The organism is Neobacillus sp. 19, assembly GCF_049463095.1.
In the GTDB taxonomy this organism is placed as follows: Bacteria; Bacillota; Bacilli; order Bacillales; family Cytobacillaceae; genus Neobacillus.
The window spans coordinates 48,713-68,565 of the sequence record NZ_JBMPZU010000030.1; the positions used below are offsets into that span (position 1 = coordinate 48,713).

Sequence of the window (19,853 nt, forward strand, 5' to 3'; positions counted from 1 at the left end):
TCCAAAGGATGTTACACATGAAAAAAAATCGATCCCTATTTCTAACAGCAGTTGCGTCAGGCACAATGTTAAATCCGCTTAACTCATCTATGATCGCACTGGCATTACATAGTATTCAGAAGGATTTTGGGCTTTCATTTACTACCGTATCCTGGCTGATATCAAGCTTTTATTTAGCTAGTGCAGTGGCACAGCCGGTGACAGGAAAGCTTGGCGATATTTTCGGGCGAAAAAAAACCTTTTTAATCGGACTTGTGCTTGTTACGCTGTCCGCCATCGGGGCCCCACTTTCTACAACCTTTCTTATGTTACTTGTGATGAGAATGATCCAATCCATTGGCAGCAGTGCCATCTATCCATCAGGGATGGCATTAATACGGGACAATATCAAAGACCGGCAAGCTTCAGCGCTAGCGGTCCTTTCGATATTTGCCTCGGCGATGGTGGCACTCGGACCAACCATTGGCGGGTTCTCTATTGTCTGGGGTGGATGGCCGGCTATTTTTTGGGTGAATTTTCCGTTTATCATCATCAGTTTTTTTCTTGGCTGGTACATGTTTCCGAAGGACACTAAACAGGATAAAGCACAAATGAAGGCATTGTTATTCCAGCTTGATTTTCTTGGTATCGTTTTATTTGCTGCGGGAATGGTCTTCTTTTTATCGTTTCTATTATCGTTTGGAGCAAAGGTTCATTACCTTTCAGGTATTGCGGGCATCCTATTTTTCGCTCTATTTGCCTGGAGGGAATTAAGAGTGAAAGAACCGTTTATCGATATCCGAATCTTCAAATCACACCCAAAGCTTTCAAGTGTATATCTCCAATTTATTTTCTTGAACATATTTTTCTATTGTTTGTTCTTCGGACTCCCGAGCTACTTTCAAGAAGTATTGGAATTAAGTGTTGAGCATAGCGGTTTACTCATGTTATTTATGTCGGGGGTCAGTATTATTATTTCGTCCGTCACAGGAAAATGGATTGATCGGAAGGGGGTCTACCAGCCAATTTTAGCTGGATCGTTCATATCTATTATCGGAGCGCTGATTTTTACAGTGTTTTTTGTGAATGCCTCTTATTTAATCATCGGGATCACTTTATCAATCATGGGTTTAAGCTATGGGATTGGCAATGTTGTGCTTCAAGTTGCAATGGTGAAAGAGAGTCCTAAAGAGATCATCGGGACCACATCGGGCTTGTTCCAAACCTGCAGATTTTTAGGCTCTATTTTTTCTTCTATTATTTTGGGGTTAATTTTTGGATCGGAAATTTCCGCGGATAACATGAAAATCATCGGCGGAGTTTTAATCATAGCCGGAATCATTAGCTTCTTAATGAGCGTGTGGTTTTCTCGGGAAGAGATCAAACTCGGAAAGATCAAACATGTTTGAGAATCCTTGGCAAAACTGTCAGCAAGGAAGCAGCACCTTTTGAGGTGCTGCTCCCTTCATTTTATGGGCAATACATAAAATAATACTGCAAAGAAGTGCGCTGTACTGCCGGCAATCACAAAAAGATGCCAAACTGCATGGTGGTATGTAAACCCACGCCAAACGTAAAAAATGGCACCAAGCGTATAGAGGGCACCGCCAATGACTAAATAAATCAAGCCTTCTGTGGAAAGAGTGTTTACTAACGGTTTCCAAGCAAACACCATTAACCAGCCCATGACAACATAGAGAATGGTAGAGCTAAATAGATATTTTTTTACAAAAAAACATTTAAAAATGGTACCCGCTACAGCCAGTCCCCAAACAATACCGAACAATAGCCAACCCACTGTCCCTTTTATGACGATTAATAAAAATGGTGTGTAGGTTCCAGCGATAAAAAAGTAGATCGATGAATGGTCTAAAATTTCAAAGACATCTTTTGCCTTCCCTTCTGGTAAGCTATGAAGCAAGGTAGAAGACATATATAAAATGAACATCGTTACACCAAAAATTGTGAAGCTAACCACATGCCAGACGGTACCGTATAGGGATGAATAAACAATTAAGATAACTAATGCCGAAATACTCAGCAATGCCCCGATCCCGTGTGTAATCGAATTTGCTACTTCTTCTTGCCTTGAAAATGTATGTGTTGCCGCCAAATGATACCTCTCCTTCCTATTAATGCAGGGACTCTGCCATGAACTAGAATGCCAAGAAAAGATTAACGATATTCATCAAATTAGCATGATTATGAAACGGCTACAATGGATGTTTATCATATAAACGAAAAAAAACAATCCAAATTTTGAATTGATCACCTTTCTTAAACTATTAATTATTCCTTCATAATTTGTTCATATTTATCCGTTACTATAGAAATAGGTTCACGAAGAACCTTAACCTCCGCCCCCTTTTAATATAGATTTGGAAAATGCCCGGCATACTTGCCGGGTAATTTTTTTTATAGTGAAAAAAGAAGATAGAGGGCTGTCCCCCACATAATCAATGCCGAAATTTTATTTAGGTAAAGTAGAAATCTTCCAGACTGATCCAGTTTCCCGATTAATCTTCCAGCAAACGAAAGTCCAAAAAACCACATCCATGAGACAAGGATACAGACAACCAAAAAGGTTATTTTCGCTGAGCCTGAATAGGATAATGAGCTTGTCCCAATGACACCGATTGTGTCCATAATGGCATGCGGATTTAATAATGACACGGAGGCTGCAAAGGCAATCTGCTTTCGCGGTGTAAGGGATACTGCTTTTGATTCTCCTGTCACGGGCTTACTTTTCCAAGTCGTGTACCCCATATAAATTAAAAAAAGAATGCCGACTGAAAGCAACGTAACTTTTACCCAGGCCACACCTAACACAACGGCCGAAACACCAAAAACGGCCAACGAAATCAATAGCGAATCACAAATGGAAGCCGTTAAAACCACTGGAAGCGCAGACACCCACCTCTTATGCATTGCCCCCTGATTAAATACAAACACATTTTGAACGCCCAAAGGCAGAATCAGCCCAAAGGCTAAAATAAATCCATGAATTGCAGCACTAATCATATTTCTCTCCTTAACCATTTCTCCATTACAAGTATACTTCTCTGCAACACTGTCAATAACAATAGCAATTAACGTTTTATGAGAGGGTGTTATGATATGAAGGGAATGTATTTTATTAATGATCGTATCAGTTTAAATGGGCTCTCCCAGGATGAGAGTATTGCATTGCAGGAACAATCGATCAAAAACTATATCTCGGATCAAAATATCCAGATTGTTAAACTGAACCCATATCAGCTACAAGAGTATTACACTATTCCCCATGCACTATTGTATGATTTAAAAAAAGAAAAAAGCGCTTTTGATTGTTTTATTTATTACTCACTTCAAACGATTGAAGATTTTATCTATACCTATCCTGCTAAATGGCTTATCTTAAAAAGCTATTTTAAAGAGATCATCATCGTTGAAAAACAAAACGATTTCAATGTCCAAAAAGTGATTTAAACATTAGAGTGATTTAATCATTAGACTTCGGATGTTGATTTCCGCTCAAATCAACTCTGTTATAAAATTAACAATGATTTTATCACGGTTTATTCACTAAACTTCTGCGACCTTTTTCGATAGATGATGATAATATTAATCAGGAAAATGACAAATAGGTAACAGACATAGATTCCAATTGAATAAAGCTTATTGTCACTAAATTTAGAACCTGCATAGGACAAGATTAGAATATTGGGGATCTTCCCTAGTGTCGAAGCGATAAAAAAAGTAAACCATTGAACATAACTTAAACCACAAACAATATTAACGACAGGTGACGGAATAATCGGGATTAAACGGCAGGTGAGAATCGCTGCGAATGAGTTTCGATATAAAAAACGCTCATACTCCCTGACTTTAGGGTATTTGGTTAGTTTCTCCTCTGCCCAATCACGAAAACCATATCTGCTTAAGAAGAAAAATCCCATTGTTCCGGCCATGGCACCTGCCAATGAGATCCAAACCCCTTGGAAAGCACCAAATGCTGCACCCAACACACCTGCTAAAACCGAAAAGGGAATGATTGGAAAGAAGACACAAATAGCTGCCAACAACATGCTGATGAAAATGGATAAGGTGCCGCCTTCTTTGACAATGTGCAGTAATTCATCCTTTTGAATAATGCCTGCCGTTATTATGAAAAGGAGGATCCCTACACTTATGATTCGTTTCATCATCGGAAGCTCCTTTCATACCTTGTTATGAAACCATCATACTAAACTTTTCTAATTTTGGCAGGGAAAAGCTTTCCATTCAAAAAATCCGCTAATCAGCAGCGGATTTTTGTTCCTCCTTGGTTTCGAAAGGAAGCCAGATGGTCACCGTCGTTCCTACCTTTTCAACACTCTCAATGTTGATTTTCCCATTATGACTTTCAATGATTCGGTAACTGGTCATTAGTCCAAGACCAGTCCCCTTTTCCTTCGTAGAATAAAATGGTTCACCGAGCTTTGACAATCTGTCCTTCGGAATCCCGCATCCATTATCGGTAAACTTGACAATCACTCCCGTTTGATCTGAAAAGATGCTTACATCAATATGCCCCTTATTGGATATGGCTTCGAGGGCATTTTGGATTACATTCATGAACACTTGCTTTAAAGAGTTAGGGTCACCCATAATCCCATGTATGGGCGGGGTAAAATGGAATTTTAATTTTTTATTATCCATTAAAGCCTCAGACTGTAATAATTGGATGACTTGCCGCATTAAGCTGTCAACATGAACAATCCCAGTCATTTTCATATGCGGCTTAGCGATCGATAAAAATTCAGAAATAATCGTCTCGACCCGATGCAATTCGTCCAGCACAATCCCTAAATAAATGGGGTTAATCTCTTTTTCTGCATGTAAAAGCTGCATGAATCCTTTTATTGGAGTTAATGGATTACGAATCTCATGCGCAACCGCTGCTGCCATTTGACCTACAACTGCCAGCTTTTCTGATTTCCGCAGCCGTATTTCTCGATGCTTTAATGCATCCTCAATTAGTTTCTTTTCGGTGATATCAAGAACTTGTCCGAGTAAAAACTCATCACCCGAAGACTTCTCCCTAATCCTGGAGACCGTTAGCAAACCTGTTTTAAGATCACCGGATTTGTGAAAATACCTTTTTTCAAGCTGATATTCATCCCTTTTTCCATTTAGTAATTCCCCAAAAAGTTGTGCGTCTTTTTGCATGTCTTCCGGATGAGAGATAGACTCAACAGACAAGGTTGTTAATTCCTCTATGGCGTAGCCAAGAAATTCACCAAAAGCGGGATTGTATTGTATGGTTGAGAAATCAGTAGAACTAATTAATTGTGGAATTCTAGATTGATAGAATAGCTCTTTAAAAAGTGTTAGATTAAACATTTGAGCCTCCAAAAATTTACATCTGTTTGCTAATCATGGGGTCATCATTGTATTAAAAGAAGTTGCCTTATTAAGTATAAAGGTTAAACACCATTTCTTAAAGTATTAATTTTCTGATTTCTCAAAATGTAAAATAACCACTCAAACCATCAAAAACACCATGATTTAAATGGAATGTAGAAATATTGTAACAAACCCTCCATGCACATCCTCCTCACAAAATTATAATGAACCTATAGAAACAATTTTTATGGTTAAAAAATAATAAAGAATTTGGTGATGAAGATGCAGGGAATTAGTAAAGGTCATCCGTATACAATGGGCCATCCGTATGGAGCGGGTAAAGAAATTAATTATGACGAAAATCCATTCATTGTTATTTGGGAGGTAACGAGAGCCTGCCAGCTAAAGTGTGTGCACTGTCGCGCTGATGCCCAGCTGACACCTGACCCGCGCGAGCTTTCACATGAGGAAGGGATTCATCTTATTGATCAAATCTATGAAATGGATAATCCGATGCTTGTTTTCACAGGCGGAGATTGTATGATGAGGGAGGACCTTTTCGAGCTTGCCGAGTATGCAATCAAAAAAGGAATGCGCGTGTCGATGACGCCGAGTGCAACACCTAATGTAACCATAGAGAAAATGAAACGTGCAAAAGAGGTAGGGCTATCACGCTGGGGATTCAGTCTCGACGGGCCCACACCGGAAATACATGACCATTTCCGCGGAACGCCTGGTTCTTTTCATTTAACACTTGAAAAAATTAAGTATTTAAATGAGCTTCATATGCCGCTGCAAATCAATACGGTTATTTCTCGCTATAATTATGACTCACTTGAGGAAATGTCAAAGCTTGTAGCAGAGCTCGGTGCAGTGATGTGGTACATCTTCCTGCTTGTGCCGACAGGCCGTGGACAGTTGGACGCATGTATAACACCTGCAGAACATGAAAAAGTGTTTCGCTGGTTATATGAGCTAAGTAAAACAGCACCGTACGACATCAAAACAACTGCGGCACAGCATTATCGCCGGGTGGTCCTGCAGCAGAAATCTCGTGACCATTTAATCGATAAAGGTGAAATCCATTACGAAGATACGATAACAACAGATTTTGCCTCGATGCATGATGGCTTAAAGCGTGCCCCAAAAGGGGTAAATGACGGGAACGGGTTTGCGTTCGTTTCCCATATTGGGGATGTCATGCCTAGCGGCTTGCTGCCAATTGTCGGCGGAAACGTTCGTAACACACCGCTGGCAGAAATTTATCGAGACTCTAAGGTATTCAAGGAGCTTCGCCAGCCTGATAACTACAAAGGGAAATGCGGTGTCTGCGAATACAACAAAATTTGCGGCGGTTCACGATCCAGAACCTATGCTGTGACCGGCGACTATTTGGAAAGCGAACCATTCTGCGTCTATATTCCGCAGGCAATGCGCAATAAAGAAACGGCGCCAACAATATAAAATGGTTTAAAAAAGGCATTCCGGCGAAGGAATGCCTTTCTTATACTATAAGAATTTATAAATTCGACTTCGAGAATTGTCCAGTTCCAGGGAGCTTGCGCTTTTCTTAATGAAGTAAATAATCTGAACGTTTATCAATATACAAGGAACCATCTTGTTGAAGTTCAGCATAAAACACTTCAGACAGATTCGTGCCTGACACCCTTAACTGGTCCTCAACCCAGCTTCGATTTACGTTCAGCTGTTGCAAATTTTCATTGATAATTTTCCCGTCGGCAATAAGCTGGAGCGGTATCGGCGTTTGCTTGGGCTTCTTCGAAGTTAGGAAAGCTTCCTGCTTTAACGGCTGCTTCCCTTCTTTTAGGAGAACCGATAATTCACCATTCGTTTCTAAAATTGCATATTCCACATCTACAATCGAAAACACATCTTTACTGCGAAGGAGCAACTGTAATTCATCCATATCCAATCGCTGTTTTTTCAATTGCTGTTCTAAAATCTTCCCTTGTCTAATCAAAATGACGGGTTCGCCTTCCATCCACTTACGTGCCTTCCGCGATTTTAAATCAAAATAGGCAACCAGCAATGTTAAGCCGGACCATGTTAAAAGGCTGACAAAACCTGCAGACAGCTTCAAACTCGGATCGATAGTTACAGCACCTGCAATCGTGCCAATCGAAATCCCGGTGATATAATTAAAAAAAGTCAACTGCGAAATCTGTTTTCTTCCCATGATCCTTGTTAGGAGAAAGAGAACAATAAAGGCGCCAACGGCCCTGCTGAAAACTTCCATTACATTCATGTAATTGACTCCTCTCTTATTCAATTAAACCAGTATCTTCGATTTGCATTTTCGATTGGACCTTAAATTGAATCTGAGGGTATATCCGCTGCCACTCCTCCCAATCATCTTTATTAAAATGACGGGAACGGTAGCGAAGGCCGAACCCCACAGGGTCTAGATTTGCTTTTTGAATTTTCACCAGTACTTCTTCGATTTCCTTGTTTAAAGATTTTTCAGCCGCTTTTTCATAGTACGATAATTGTGCGTTTGAAACACGTCTGGTTGTCTCTTCCAAGGTTCCCTCAAGCGAAACTTTCACTTTAATATAGGGAGTTTTTCCTTTAGGCGTATAAATTTTATATTTTGTCTTCACTTTGTGTGTGTCAATGACGATTGTCGTCTTTCCCTTCTTGATTTTGTTTGCACTTTTTTCCTCACGTTTTCGGATGAAATTAAGAATTTTTGTTTCTTCAGGAGTTAGAGTCAGCTTCATTTGACTTTTGTTAAAAAGCCCGACCGTATTAATTTCTAATAAGTCCTTTTTTGCTTCAATGATCGGCAGCATCGGATCTATTCCCCGTTCTATTAAGCGATACTTGTAATCAAAGAGGAACTCCGAAATAACATACGGGGTCTCGGATCCATCCTTCCCCAATGCTAAGAACATGGCATTCGATGGGATACGCTCCGATTTTGGCTTAACCTTCAGTACATCCAATGCGCTTGGTTTCCCAATCGCCCCCCATGCAATCCCTTGGATATCCCTTCTTCTCGTAAACCAATAATTGATCCCGGCATTCCCATTTTGTTTTACAATATCTTCCCCGAACACAACGGCTTTTGCATGACTGAAATCAATCTCTTTTTCTACTTTGGTTTTAATAATTCTTACTGCTTCAGACATTGAGTCCGCTTTTTCCGAAACAATGATGAAATCAGTATTGGTTCCCTTTGACTCACTTGGTACCGCAAATTTCAGGCTGACGAGATATTTCTTCGAGCTGTTTTTGGCAGGATCCACACCGATGCTGACAACAAAAAGCGTTTATCAATATCTTTGAAACCACAGCCGCTTAACAATGATACTGATAAAAGAACAATGATTAAGTATTCCCATTTGATAAAGGATTTCAAGCATTCCGCCTCCTAGTCCAAATGAAAAATATCGCAACTATCATGATTTCCAAGCCTAGACGCAGCATCATCCAATAGACAGTCACCTTGTTTAATAAAACTGTATTTAGATAAATAACTCCTGCGACCGAAAATAACGTAAAGAAAGCAAGAATAGTCCAATTCATTTTTTTACTCATTTTCCCCTTAAAGGTTCCCTTAATTAATTCATAGGTGACATGCCAATGAACTGAGATACTAATTAACGTAATACTCATGTAAAACATTAAAAATAAGAAGATCACTCGTTCAATCGGGCTATATGTCAACCTAAGTGAATCTGCTGTAGAAATCCATGGATATAGGTATTCTACAGCGCCATCAGAACCATGAAAACCTATTGGAATAAAGAATGTCGTAAACAAATTGAACGCACCTAAAAAGAAGATGGCTATAAAATTCCAAATCTTTAATTTCCCCTTTATTACCCTGTTAAAAATAATCAGGTTGGCATAACCGGAAAAACAATAGGTAGCTGCAGCGATCGATTTCAAGCTTGGCCTTTCAAATATATAGGTCCCAACTTCCATCATCGAATCCCAGCTAAGATTTTCATTTGTAAATGCCTTAAAAATAATAAAGCCAATTAATGGCGTATTGAGAAATAGGACAATTTCAAGAAAATACATGACCCTTTCCGTGGGAAGCTGAATTATGAGAAAAATAGCCGCTAAATAGATGACGAGCAAGCCTAACTTCGGCATTTCCGGATTGACAAACCTTGCTAAAATATCAATAAATCCTATTAGTGTAATGAGTCCTGCCGAAAACCAGATGAATTGAATACTGCCGAAATGGAGTATTTTAAACCATCGATGCTTGGCATTAGCTAAAATTTCAGGCATTCCTTGTTCCGGGAACTTATTGATTGCCGTGCTGTAAAAATAATTAAGCGCCACGCCAATCGGAATGGCAATGACTACACCCATCACCGCCCCTTTATAGCGATATTCTATTAATATTTTTGGAACAAATATAATGACATTGACAAGCATATTCATTAACACAATATATAAATAGTACCGGTTCATTGCCCTCCCCCCAATCTTTTAGCTATTCTTTATTTGGCTTACTTTGAATTAACGTAAGAAACGGCTCACCAAAGCTATCAAGTTTGACCATATAGGCAATTAGCATGAAGAATCCAAGCACTACACCAACTAAACCGAAAAACGTTCCCAACGCTAAAACAAAATATTTCATAATTCTTAATGTAAAACTGAAAGCGTTGATCGGGACAACAAAGTTTGAGATAGCAACTGAGGATGTAATGATAATCATAATATTACTGACAAGTCCGGCTTCTGTTGCGGCCTGTCCTAATATCAAGCCGCCTACCGTTGTTGCTGTCGGTCCAATCGCTTTTGGCAGCCGAATACTTGCTTCGGTCAGCATCTCCATCATAAACAGCATCAGCAAAACTTCAATAAATGATGGGTATGGTACACCTGCCCGGCTGCCGGCGATACTCAATGCCAATTGAACCCGAAACAGTTCCGGATTATAGCTAGTGACAGCAACATATAGGCCGGGAAGAACAAGACTGGTTAGAAAACCAATATACCTCAATATTTGCAGGAATTTCGCTACCCAGTAAGTCTGATAAATATCTTCCATGGATGACATGAAATCCTTCATTACAGTTGGTAAAACAACAGCAAAAGGTGAACCCGAAACCAAGATAATCACTTTCCCAGCGGCTAAATTCACGGCTACCCTGTCAGGTCTTTCGGTCACAAGCATCACAGGTACGAGCGCCCGATTACTTTTTTTAATAATATCCAGCAGCTGCTCGCCTGTTTGAAACATGTGCACATCAATGGAAGCTAAAAAATCTCTTATTCGATTTAATGTTTGGGGGTCTGTGCGCTTTTTATCATGTAGAATCATCACGTCTGTTTTTGAAATCGTCCCAACAGTTGTAGATTCGACATTTAATGATGTTTCCGGATACCGTTTTCGAATAAGCCCCAGGTTTGTGGGCAGGCTTTCACTAAATCCGGATTGCGGTCCTTGAATCGTCGTCTCTACAGTTGTATCTAAGACCGAGTTATTCCGGTCCACTTTACTATCCAATAAAAGGATGGAATTCTGATAAAATAGGATGGCCACACCTCTGATTAATTCATCAAGCGCCTTCTGCTCGCTTTCAAATGGTTTTACTTGCGGATTTGATTGAAGATAGGCTGAAAATTCAGCCGGGCTCTTGATTTCAAAAAATGGCTTAAGCAATTTATCATAGATCATCGTTTCATCACTTATCGTTTTGATATACAAAGCTTCCATATATTTTTCTGCCGTATGAAATTCCTTGAAAACCACATCCACTGCCGGCTGTATATTATTTTTAAGACTCTCCTTGATCGTTTGCAATTGATTTGATGACATTTTTATACCTCTCAAAGAACTTCTTTCCATTTAGTTTCCTCGTTGTTTGGTATTTTATTCTAAAAGAAAAACACAAGCCCCTTGGCCAGCGGCGTATGGACTGATTCATTTTCAAGGGAAGTATTATTTTTGCTGGTTAAGTTTCCTTTAAATTGGGAAAGTTGATTTTAGATATATTATGAAAGGAAAAAAAGCACATGGAGCCCATCGATTTTAAAGAAAAACAGGTTACTACAGCTCTTTTTCAATTTATTTTCCCTTTTTCAATGAAAGCGGATACCATCCCTAACCTGTACCGCTACTTACAAGATCAATATTTTACTTCTTATACATTAAAGGATGTACAAAAAGAAACAGCCTATTATGGCCGGTATCGAGTGTCTCATCGTGAAATGAAATCCTTTTTCCTTCCGTTAACAAATAACTTTCTTTTTCCACCATCACACCAGCAAAAGGGATTCCAAAGATTCACAAAACAACTAGACATGAATGGTTTGCTCAAAACAAAACATGTGACAATACCTTTTCAAATCCATTCACTAGATTTATTCATTTGCCCGTATTATCTGGGATTCATAACCATTCGAACAGAAATGTTGGACATGCCGTTCTCCCAAACAATAGAATTTGCTGATCGTTTTCGCATGCTCGTGCAACAAACTTCAGCTGCTACAGTCGAATATGGCGGAGATGTTAATCTTCCGATAAACGATTTCTTGTATAATTATCTATTTCCAGGGTTACCGGGTTTTTTTGACAAGGACTCTTCTTTTCTCAATACTCAGAACATGTATGTCCAATCCTTGCTCACCCTAAATGAAGGAGAAACCATTGATATAGTAGATGTTTATCGTACAGGAAGACTTTGCGGAATAAATGATGCTGGAAATCCCTATGTAAATGCAAATAATGTAGACTATATCTCTAATTATCTGAAAGACCATGGCTGTGATCGCTGGGCTCCCACCACGTATTCTATTTTTGAAGAAGAATGTTTTTCATTAATAACAAATGACCACCCACACGAATTTAGCGAACTGGCAAAACAGTTTTACGGCCCATCTTATTATGCCGTGCTACTGAATCTGTTTCATAAACTTGTATTGTTAAAAATTGCAGCCGGCTATTCCGCTATCAATCTCGACCAGGATAAAAAGGAAATTGAACACTTAATTTACACAATCAACTCATTTACCTCTAATTATTTTTTTTCCGTAATTCCTGTCCTGGCTGAAGAGCAAGAACTTTTTAACAACATTAGGAAAAGTTTTGATATTGATACCTTATTTACCAATACAAAAGATATCCTGTTTAGTCTTTTTAAGTACGAAGAAAACACCGGCAAGAAAAGAGACACCATGCTGCTTTTAGTTTTAACCCTTTATACGGTCATCTGCGGAATCTTCAGCATGAACCTGTTTACACATGATTTAGAAGGGAACATTCATTGGGCCCGCTTAACGTCTTATAATCCTTTCGAGTACTTTGCTGTGTTTATTGTATTTAGCGGCATAATCGTGGTACTAACTCTTGGAATCCAAAGTTTATTTCAAGTCATCCAAGATCGAAAAAAACGTAAAAAATGGATCCGGGATTCAGTTTTATCCTCAAAAAAACAATGACATCGCACCGAAATGGCTGTTTTTTTTCCTGCATTCCTTTATATTGAATGTAAGAAAAGCCAATAAGGAGTTTTTTATGATTAGAACGATTGCAGTAAATCAGAATCATGAAGTGATCAAAGACGTAGAAATAGCAAAACTTGTCAAAGGGGATTTTCTGTGGTATTGGATTGATTTCCATCAACCAGTCAAGGAGGAAATAGATTTCCTGCGAAACCCGCTTTCCTTCCATCCTCTAGCGATAGAAGACTGTATCCATCATTTACAACGACCAAAGCTTGATTATTATGAAGGCTATGCTTTTTTTGTGGTTCAAGCTTTGAACCCAACAATGATTGCACGAGAGGAAGTTAATATCTTTCTCAGTAAAAACTATGTTGTCACTTTTCATCATAAACACTCCCCTGAAATCGATGAGGTTTGGAATCGTTTCAGTCAAGCGGCAAACGTGAAGCAATGGGACCCTTCCCATGTGTTTTACTACGTTCTTGACAATATGGTCGATAATTATTTTCCATTAGTAAATCAAATAGATGATACCTTAAATGAAATAGATGAAAATTCAAAAGGAAGATCAATGGAGGCATTACTGAAGGATTTATTTGATACAAGACATGACCTCTTATCGTTGCGGCATACAATTGCCCCCATGAGGGATCTTTTATACAGAATTCTTAATTCTCAACGATTAACAAGTATCGAAGGAAAAACTGCTTATTTCTCAGATATTCATGATCATTTGCTTAAATTAACTGAAATGATTGAAGCAAGCAGGGAGCTTACGACGGACATACGGGACAGCTACATTTCCATAAATTCGAATGAAACAAACCATGTGATGAAGGTCTTAACAGTCATCACAACCATCTTCATGCCTCTTACTTTCATTGTAGGTGTGTACGGAATGAATTTTACCCATATGCCCGAATTGACTTGGAAATACGGCTATTTTGGCGCACTGCTGCTGATGTTAGTTATTGCTGTTGGGATGACAATATGGTTTTTTAAAAAAGGTTGGTTTAAATAATGAAAAGACTAGCCATCATTAGGCTAGTCTTTGATTATTCTGACCAATCTTCATAGGCAACGGTTCCTCCGGTTAAATCAATCGTGTTCCGCTCCCCTTTATAATAGGTCTTACCGTCTTTTTCAAAAATCAAATTGTCATACGTATACACTTTTTGTCCATTTGGAAGATGAATGACGACTTTTTGTCCTAAATTCTCACTGGGTGCTTCAATTTTTATTGAACTTTGATAGTAATAGCGAAAAATAAAGAAACCGGCTGTTAAGATGATGCAGGCTGCGATGAAAAATAATAGACCCTTCCATGTAGATTGCTTCGGCTTATGTTTATATAATTCGACTCTGGTCAACATTTTTCTCCTCCATTAATTTCGAAAAAGTTCGAATGGTTCCATTTATACCCAATTATCCAATGTATATCCGATTAGAGAATGAGTAAACACAGTTAACCTATGCATGAATTCTTAAAAAGTTGACGATAAATTTGATTTTTTACATGGCATATTTGATTTTTAGTATAATAGTAAGGAATGAAAATTCAGAAAGGGGTATTTAAAGTGGGTAATTTTACATATTCTGCAGACACAATGAAATTAATTAGTGATTTAGTGTCGATCCCAAGTCCGTCCGGAAATACAAATGAAGTCATCACTTTTGTTGAAAATTTCCTTTCAGAGCTGCAAATCAACACATACAGAAACCGAAAAGGCGGGTTAATTGCGACAGTAGAAGGAAAAGATACGAGCAAACACCGGATGCTTACTGCACACGTTGATACGCTTGGTGCCATGGTAAAGGAAATTAAATCCAACGGAAGATTAAAAATCGACTTAATTGGCGGCTTTAAATACAACTCCATCGAAGGAGAATATTGCCAAATTGAGACAAGCAGCGGCAAGAAATACACGGGAACTATACTCATGCATCAAACATCCGTCCATGTTTATAAGGATGCCGGTAAAGCAGAGCGAAATCAGGAAAATATCGAGGTTCGGATCGATGAAAAAGTACATACAGCTGAAGAAGTCAGGGCACTAGGGATTGAGGTTGGAGATTTTATTTCATTCGAACCTCGGGTGGAATTGACTCCAAGCGGCTATATAAAATCCCGCCACCTGGATGATAAAGCAAGTGTGGCGATTCTTCTTCAATTAATCAAGCAAATCAAAACTGAAAATCTGACCTTGCCATATACCACCCATTTTTTAATTTCGAACAATGAAGAAATCGGCTACGGCGGTAACTCCAATATAACGCCGGAAACGGTTGAATACTTAGCAGTGGATATGGGGGCAATGGGTGACGGGCAGTCCACCGATGAATATACGGTTTCCATCTGTGTTAAAGATGCAAGCGGGCCCTATCATTACCAATTACGCAAGAATTTAGTCCGCCTGGCAGAAGAAAATAACATTGAATACAAATTGGATATTTATCCCTATTATGGATCGGATGCATCGGCTGCCATTCGCTCCGGTCATGACATTGTTCACGGCTTAATCGGACCTGGCATCGATTCTTCGCATGCATTCGAGCGAACACACCAATCATCAATTGAAAATACAGCAAGGCTTTTATATCAATACATTCTGTCTGAATTAATTCAATAAGCATAAGAAGCAAAAGACCGATTGGGTACACAGTCGGTCTTTTTTGTTTTTAAATTTAATTATTTTTTAATAATTTATTAATTCGCCATTAATTGTTTCCATCAAAAAAGGGATTATGATTGTTATGTCATCAAAAAGGAGGCACCACCGATGGTTGAAAGATTACGAAGATTTTTAAACAGCCATAAGGTAAAGTGGCTTGGCCGGTTTGTTTACTATTTGCTCATCCTCCTTTTGTTATTTTTTATGTACGGATTTAACGATGCAAGTGCAGGGTCCTACATTTACAACGATTTTTAAGGGAGGCTGCCAAGATGGAATTGTTAGAGACAATAAAAAGATTTTCGCATTTACATCCCGAAACGTTAGCCTATATCTCTCCCTCGGAAGAAATATCTTATGGCGAACTTTGGAGACAATCGGAGCAAACAGCGGCTTTTCTTTTGAAGCAATCCAATAAAAGACAGTTGCCTGTCTTAGTTTATGGTCATATGGAAGCTTCAATGGTTTGCTCTTTTTTAGGATGTGTAAAAGCAGGATTTCCGTACATTCCTGTTGACACGTCAATTCCAAGCGAAAGGATTATAAACATAATCAGTAGTTCGCGCGCTGAATGGGTCATTAATGCTTCCGGACAAGAATTGGTCTTGAACAATGCCGAAGTCACGATTGTAAACTATGATCATATTCTGGCGGAACCAGTTTCAAATGTCCCAATAGATCCATCTAATTGGGTTACCGGGGATGAAAATTTCTATATTATTTATACTTCTGGAAGTACCGGAAATCCGAAAGGCGTTCAGATTTCTGCTCATAATCTGCAAAGCTTTGTCGATTGGATGGCAGCGGATTTCCCCATCAATGGCAATCTTCGTTTTTTAAATCAAGCACCGTACTCGTTTGATTTATCCGTCATGGACCTTTATTCCGCTCTTGCGAGTGGAGGTACCATTTTTGCGATAACGAAAGAAATGATTGCTAGGCCAAAGCTATTATTTGAAGCATTGGCCAAATCAAAGACAGAGGTATGGACTTCTACTCCTTCTTTCGTTCAGATGTGTTTAATGGAACCAACGTTTACGGAAGACCTGCTGCCAGAGCTTTCCGTGTTTTTATTTTGCGGGGAATCCTTGCCGGCAGTGATATGCATGCAATTAAGGGAGCGGTTCCCAAAAGCACAAATATTTAACACCTATGGCCCGACTGAAGCAACCGTTGCGGTCACTTCAGTTGAGATAACAGCTGAAATACTGGAAGCATACCCGAATCTCCCTATCGGAAAACCAAAAAAAGACACACGAATCGTTTTGGTTGATAAAAATGGCCTGGCGGTCAGGCCTGGGGAAAAAGGTGAAATGATTATTATTGGTCCGAGTGTAAGTAAAGGGTACTTGGGACAGCAGGAACTTACCGAAAAAAGCTTTTATCAATTTGAAGGGGAGCAGGCCTATCGAACAGGTGATGCTGCCTTTCTTGGCCACGATGGATTGATTTTTTACAAAGGCCGGATGGATTTTCAGATCAAACTTCATGGCTACCGAATGGAATTAGAGGAAATTGAATATCAGATTGCCAATTGCAAATATGTGAACTCCGCCGCAGTCATTCCGGTCTATCAGCATGACAAAATTGACTATTTACTAGCGGCCATTATTCCTGCCAGCCATGATTTTGAAAAGGAATTTCAATTAACTAGCGCGATTAAAAAAGACCTGAGCAAGGTCATCCCTGTTTATATGATCCCGAGAAAATTCTCATACCATAAAGAGCTTCCAATGACAGCGAATGGAAAAATGGACCGTAAAAAATTCAAGGAAATGATATTACGATGACACCCTATGGTTCTTTTAGTTTCTTTTTCATCCTTGCTGTTCTTTTAGCACCGACGGTTATTCTCGGTTTACAGGGAAAAAGATTTCATACGTATAACATGTTGGTTTCAATCATCGTCCTTGGCATCATCTTTGCTTCATCTCTTAATCAAGCTATTGCACTGATCATATTTACGATTTGGCAAGTCGTTTTAATAAAGGCATACATCACCTATCGGAGACAGAACAATGCTAACAACATTTTTTATATTGCCGTTCTTCTTTCGATTCTGCCGCTGATTCTTTCGAAGCTGCTGCCTTATTTCTCAGATATAAACGTCATTGGGTTTCTCGGTATTTCTTATTTAACGTTTAAGGGTACGCAATTAATCATGGAGACACGTGATGGGCTGATTAAAAAAGACCTGCCCCTCTCCCGATTACTCTATTTCATTTTATTTTTCCCGACCATTTCATCTGGTCCAATCGACCGTTATCGCCGCTTTGATAAAGATTTGGAAGTAGTGATATCGGGCGAACAATACAAATTCATGCTTTATGAAGGGATAAATAAAATTTTTTGCGGTTTTTTATATAAATACATCATTGGCTATTCTATCAATCATTTTTTTATCACGAACTTACGATTTATTGCCCATAGTCATTTTGAACACCACCTCTATTACATGTACGCCTATAGCCTCTATCTATTTTTCGATTTTGCCGGCTACAGCGCTTTTGCGATAGGTGTTAGTTATATTATGGGAGTCAAATCTCCGGAAAACTTTGATAAGCCATTCCTTAGCAGGAATATTAAAGACTTTTGGAATCGCTGGCATATGAGTCTTTCCTTTTGGTTCAGAGACTATGTGTACATGCGATTTGTCTTTTGGATGACGAAGAAAAAATGGATTAAAAACCGTAACACCCTCTCAAACCTTGGTTATATCTTACTGTTTTTATTAATGGGAGTATGGCACGGTTTGGAAATACAATATCTCATTTATGGGATATACCATGCTGTAATAATGGTTGCTTACAATGCCTTTGAACGGTTCAATAAAAAACACAAATGGTGGCCGCAAAATAAGCTTACCCATATGGTTGCGATCATCATTACCTTCCATGTGATTTGCTTTGGTTTTTATATTTTCTCAGGACAATTATTTCATAAAGGGGTTTGATTCAAATGGATTTCAACCATGAGGTTTTAACATTATTAGCAGAAATTTGCCAGGACGATATCGTTAAGGAAAATCCGGATATTGATTTATTTGATGCCGGTTTATTGGATTCATTTGGGACAGTTGAATTACTCATTCAAATAGAAGAACGTTTCGGCATACTTGTTCCAATTACCGAGTTTGACCGTGATACATGGAATACACCTACTAATATCGCCAATCAATTGGCTGATTTCCAATGAAAAAAGTATTATTCTCACCCATAATCGCAGCCGTTCTCGTTTTGATTATTGTGGTTGCGATTCCAAATCAATGGATTGAGAAAATGATACCCAAATCGAGAATTTCTCAAGCTGCAACAGAACTAAATCCATTTATGTTTCAGGGTAAATATGTCCAGCAAAAAATGCTTGAAGATCATCAATATTTACCGATTTATGGATCTTCAGAACTTGCCAGACTTGACCGTTTCCACCCGTCCAATTATTTCAAAGAGGCTGGGGGAGATTTCACCCCTTTCCTTATCGGTCGCGGAGGAACGGAATCATTAATTCATTTTTTAAATTTTGCTGAGCAAACTGGGCAGCTGAAGGGAAAGAAAATGGTTTTCGTCTTGTCCCCGCAATGGTTTCAGCCAAAAGGAACGGATGAGTCCCATTTTGTTCCTGAATTATTCTTCCTTGCAAGGCTATGATTTAGCTTTTAATAAAAACATCGATCCCGCGCTAAAGAAAAAGGCTATTGAACGGTTGTTAAAATTTTCACCCGTTCAAAACGATCCATTTCTATCTGTCATGTATCGAGCGGAGATTACAAATAATCCATGGACCAAAAGAGAGAGTGCATGGATCCGCCCTTTCGCTTTAGCCTATCGTAAATTGTTAATAAAAAAGGACCTTTATTATTCATTGGTCGGCGGTATTCCACATAAGCGGGATCTCAACCCACAGGTGAAGAATAAATCCTGGGATGAATTAGCGGCACAGGCAAATCATCTCGGCGAAAAAAAATCAACGAATAATCACTTTTACGTGATTAATAGCCAATACAATAAAATTCACAAAATGGTTCCTTCGTTAAAAGATAACAAAATTGGTGCATCGTATGGTGAATCTCCTGAATACCAAGATTTCCAACTAGTCCTTAGCCTTTTAAAACAGGCTGGAGCGGAGCCGTTATTTATTTCTGTTCCCGTTAACGGACCATGGTACGACTACACCGGTTTTCCAAAAGTAGGACGCACCGCGTATTATGAACGGATAAAAAAACAAATTGAAACCGAGGGCTTTCAAATTGCCGATTTCTCCCATCATGAATATGACCCTTACTTCATGAAGGATACAATTCATATTGGCTGGAAAGGCTGGGTCTATGCCGATAAAGCAATCCAGGACTTTTATGAAGGGAAAAAAATAGATGTTGAAGTCGTTCGGTCAAACTAGCCT

At 38.9% G+C, this 19,853-nt stretch carries 20 protein-coding genes and 1 pseudogene; 11 read left to right on the forward strand and 10 right to left on the reverse strand.

Going from position 1 to position 19,853, the window contains the following annotated elements; translation table 11 throughout:
- Positions 1–8 precede the first annotated feature (8 nt).
- Positions 9–1,388, forward strand: coding sequence for an MFS transporter (locus ACO1D1_RS07690; RefSeq protein WP_423335474.1), 1,380 nt, complete (start codon positions 9–11; stop codon positions 1,386–1,388).
- Positions 1,389–1,444: 56 nt separating this feature from the next.
- Here ACO1D1_RS07690 and trhA read toward each other — a convergent pair whose 3' ends face one another.
- Positions 1,445–2,092, reverse strand: a complete 648-nt coding sequence (gene trhA / locus ACO1D1_RS07695; RefSeq protein WP_423335475.1) for a PAQR family membrane homeostasis protein TrhA — start codon at positions 2,090–2,092, stop codon at positions 1,445–1,447.
- 302 nt (positions 2,093–2,394) lie between these two features.
- Positions 2,395–3,000 carry a LysE/ArgO family amino acid transporter gene (locus ACO1D1_RS07700; protein WP_423335476.1) on the reverse strand — a complete coding sequence of 202 codons (606 nt, stop codon included), beginning with the start codon at positions 2,998–3,000 and terminating at the stop codon, positions 2,395–2,397.
- A gap of 96 nt (positions 3,001–3,096) precedes the next feature.
- On the opposite strand from ACO1D1_RS07700, the gene ACO1D1_RS07705 reads away from it, so the two are divergent.
- The gene (locus tag ACO1D1_RS07705; RefSeq protein WP_423335477.1) at positions 3,097–3,447 is read left to right on the forward strand and encodes a hypothetical protein; all 351 of its coding nucleotides are present in this window, start codon (positions 3,097–3,099) and stop codon (positions 3,445–3,447) included.
- An 89-nt stretch (positions 3,448–3,536) separates the two neighbouring features.
- On the opposite strand, the gene ACO1D1_RS07710 is transcribed toward ACO1D1_RS07705, so the two are convergent.
- The gene (locus ACO1D1_RS07710; RefSeq protein ID WP_423335478.1) at positions 3,537–4,166 is read right to left on the reverse strand and encodes a TVP38/TMEM64 family protein; all 630 of its coding nucleotides are present in this window, start codon (positions 4,164–4,166) and stop codon (positions 3,537–3,539) included.
- Between the two features lie 88 nt (positions 4,167–4,254).
- Complete coding sequence (locus tag ACO1D1_RS07715; protein ID WP_423335479.1) at positions 4,255–5,343, reverse strand: ATP-binding protein; 1,089 nt, start codon at positions 5,341–5,343, stop codon at positions 4,255–4,257.
- A 285-nt stretch (positions 5,344–5,628) separates the two neighbouring features.
- On the opposite strand from ACO1D1_RS07715, the gene ACO1D1_RS07720 reads away from it, so the two are divergent.
- Entirely contained in the window at positions 5,629–6,810 is a 1,182-nt protein-coding gene (locus tag ACO1D1_RS07720) for a TIGR04053 family radical SAM/SPASM domain-containing protein (RefSeq protein WP_423335649.1), read from the forward strand.
- A gap of 106 nt (positions 6,811–6,916) precedes the next feature.
- Here the strand turns inward: ACO1D1_RS07720 and ACO1D1_RS07725 are convergent, their stop codons facing one another.
- From ACO1D1_RS07725 to ACO1D1_RS07745, 5 genes are read right to left on the reverse strand one after another with little or no spacing between them, the layout of a single operon-like run.
- Positions 6,917–7,612: a DUF421 domain-containing protein gene (locus ACO1D1_RS07725; protein WP_423335480.1), complete on the reverse strand. Its 696-nt coding sequence runs from the start codon at positions 7,610–7,612 to the stop codon at positions 6,917–6,919.
- A 16-nt stretch (positions 7,613–7,628) separates the two neighbouring features.
- Entirely contained in the window at positions 7,629–8,615 is a 987-nt protein-coding gene (locus ACO1D1_RS07730; RefSeq protein WP_423335481.1) for a Ger(x)C family spore germination protein, read from the reverse strand.
- Positions 8,570–8,728 (reverse strand): hypothetical protein, encoded by a 159-nt coding sequence (locus ACO1D1_RS07735; RefSeq protein WP_423335482.1) that lies wholly within the window; start codon positions 8,726–8,728, stop codon positions 8,570–8,572. The genes ACO1D1_RS07730 and ACO1D1_RS07735 overlap by 46 nt, the downstream gene beginning before the upstream one ends.
- A complete protein-coding gene (locus ACO1D1_RS07740) occupies positions 8,725–9,798 on the reverse strand; it encodes a GerAB/ArcD/ProY family transporter (RefSeq protein WP_423335483.1) in 1,074 nt (357 codons plus the stop codon). The genes ACO1D1_RS07735 and ACO1D1_RS07740 overlap by 4 nt, the downstream gene beginning before the upstream one ends.
- 22 nt (positions 9,799–9,820) lie before the next feature.
- Positions 9,821–11,155, reverse strand: a complete 1,335-nt coding sequence (locus ACO1D1_RS07745; RefSeq protein ID WP_423335484.1) for a spore germination protein — start codon at positions 11,153–11,155, stop codon at positions 9,821–9,823.
- A 197-nt stretch (positions 11,156–11,352) separates the two neighbouring features.
- On the opposite strand from ACO1D1_RS07745, the gene ACO1D1_RS07750 reads away from it, so the two are divergent.
- Together ACO1D1_RS07750 and corA are read left to right on the forward strand one after the other, a co-directional pair.
- Complete coding sequence (locus ACO1D1_RS07750) at positions 11,353–12,777, forward strand: hypothetical protein (RefSeq protein WP_423335485.1); 1,425 nt, start codon at positions 11,353–11,355, stop codon at positions 12,775–12,777.
- A 76-nt stretch (positions 12,778–12,853) separates the two neighbouring features.
- Complete coding sequence (corA, locus tag ACO1D1_RS07755; RefSeq protein WP_423335486.1) at positions 12,854–13,804, forward strand: magnesium/cobalt transporter CorA; 951 nt, start codon at positions 12,854–12,856, stop codon at positions 13,802–13,804.
- 34 nt (positions 13,805–13,838) lie between these two features.
- Here the strand turns inward: corA and ACO1D1_RS07760 are convergent, their stop codons facing one another.
- Positions 13,839–14,156 carry a hypothetical protein gene (locus ACO1D1_RS07760; protein WP_423335487.1) on the reverse strand — a complete coding sequence of 106 codons (318 nt, stop codon included), beginning with the start codon at positions 14,154–14,156 and terminating at the stop codon, positions 13,839–13,841.
- Positions 14,157–14,390: 234 nt separating this feature from the next.
- Between ACO1D1_RS07760 and ACO1D1_RS07765 the strand changes: the two genes are divergently transcribed.
- The 6 genes and pseudogenes from ACO1D1_RS07765 to dltD all read left to right on the forward strand — a co-directional run bounded on the left by ACO1D1_RS07765 (position 14,391) and on the right by dltD (position 19,850).
- Complete coding sequence (locus ACO1D1_RS07765; protein ID WP_423335650.1) at positions 14,391–15,413, forward strand: M42 family metallopeptidase; 1,023 nt, start codon at positions 14,391–14,393, stop codon at positions 15,411–15,413.
- A gap of 150 nt (positions 15,414–15,563) precedes the next feature.
- On the forward strand, positions 15,564–15,713 hold the full coding sequence (locus tag ACO1D1_RS07770; RefSeq protein ID WP_149869817.1) for a teichoic acid D-Ala incorporation-associated protein DltX: 150 nt from the start codon (positions 15,564–15,566) through the stop codon (positions 15,711–15,713).
- A gap of 14 nt (positions 15,714–15,727) precedes the next feature.
- Entirely contained in the window at positions 15,728–17,245 is a 1,518-nt protein-coding gene (gene dltA / locus ACO1D1_RS07775) for a D-alanine--poly(phosphoribitol) ligase subunit DltA (protein ID WP_423335488.1), read from the forward strand.
- Positions 17,242–18,408, forward strand: coding sequence for a D-alanyl-lipoteichoic acid biosynthesis protein DltB (dltB, locus tag ACO1D1_RS07780; protein ID WP_149869815.1), 1,167 nt, complete (start codon positions 17,242–17,244; stop codon positions 18,406–18,408). The genes dltA and dltB overlap by 4 nt, the downstream gene beginning before the upstream one ends.
- Before the next feature lie 5 nt (positions 18,409–18,413).
- The gene (gene dltC, locus ACO1D1_RS07785; protein WP_149869814.1) at positions 18,414–18,650 is read left to right on the forward strand and encodes a D-alanine--poly(phosphoribitol) ligase subunit 2; all 237 of its coding nucleotides are present in this window, start codon (positions 18,414–18,416) and stop codon (positions 18,648–18,650) included.
- Positions 18,647–19,850, forward strand: a pseudogene (gene dltD / locus ACO1D1_RS07790) (D-alanyl-lipoteichoic acid biosynthesis protein DltD). Before dltC ends, dltD begins: the two are co-directional and overlap by 4 nt.
- Positions 19,851–19,853: the final 3 nt, after the last annotated feature.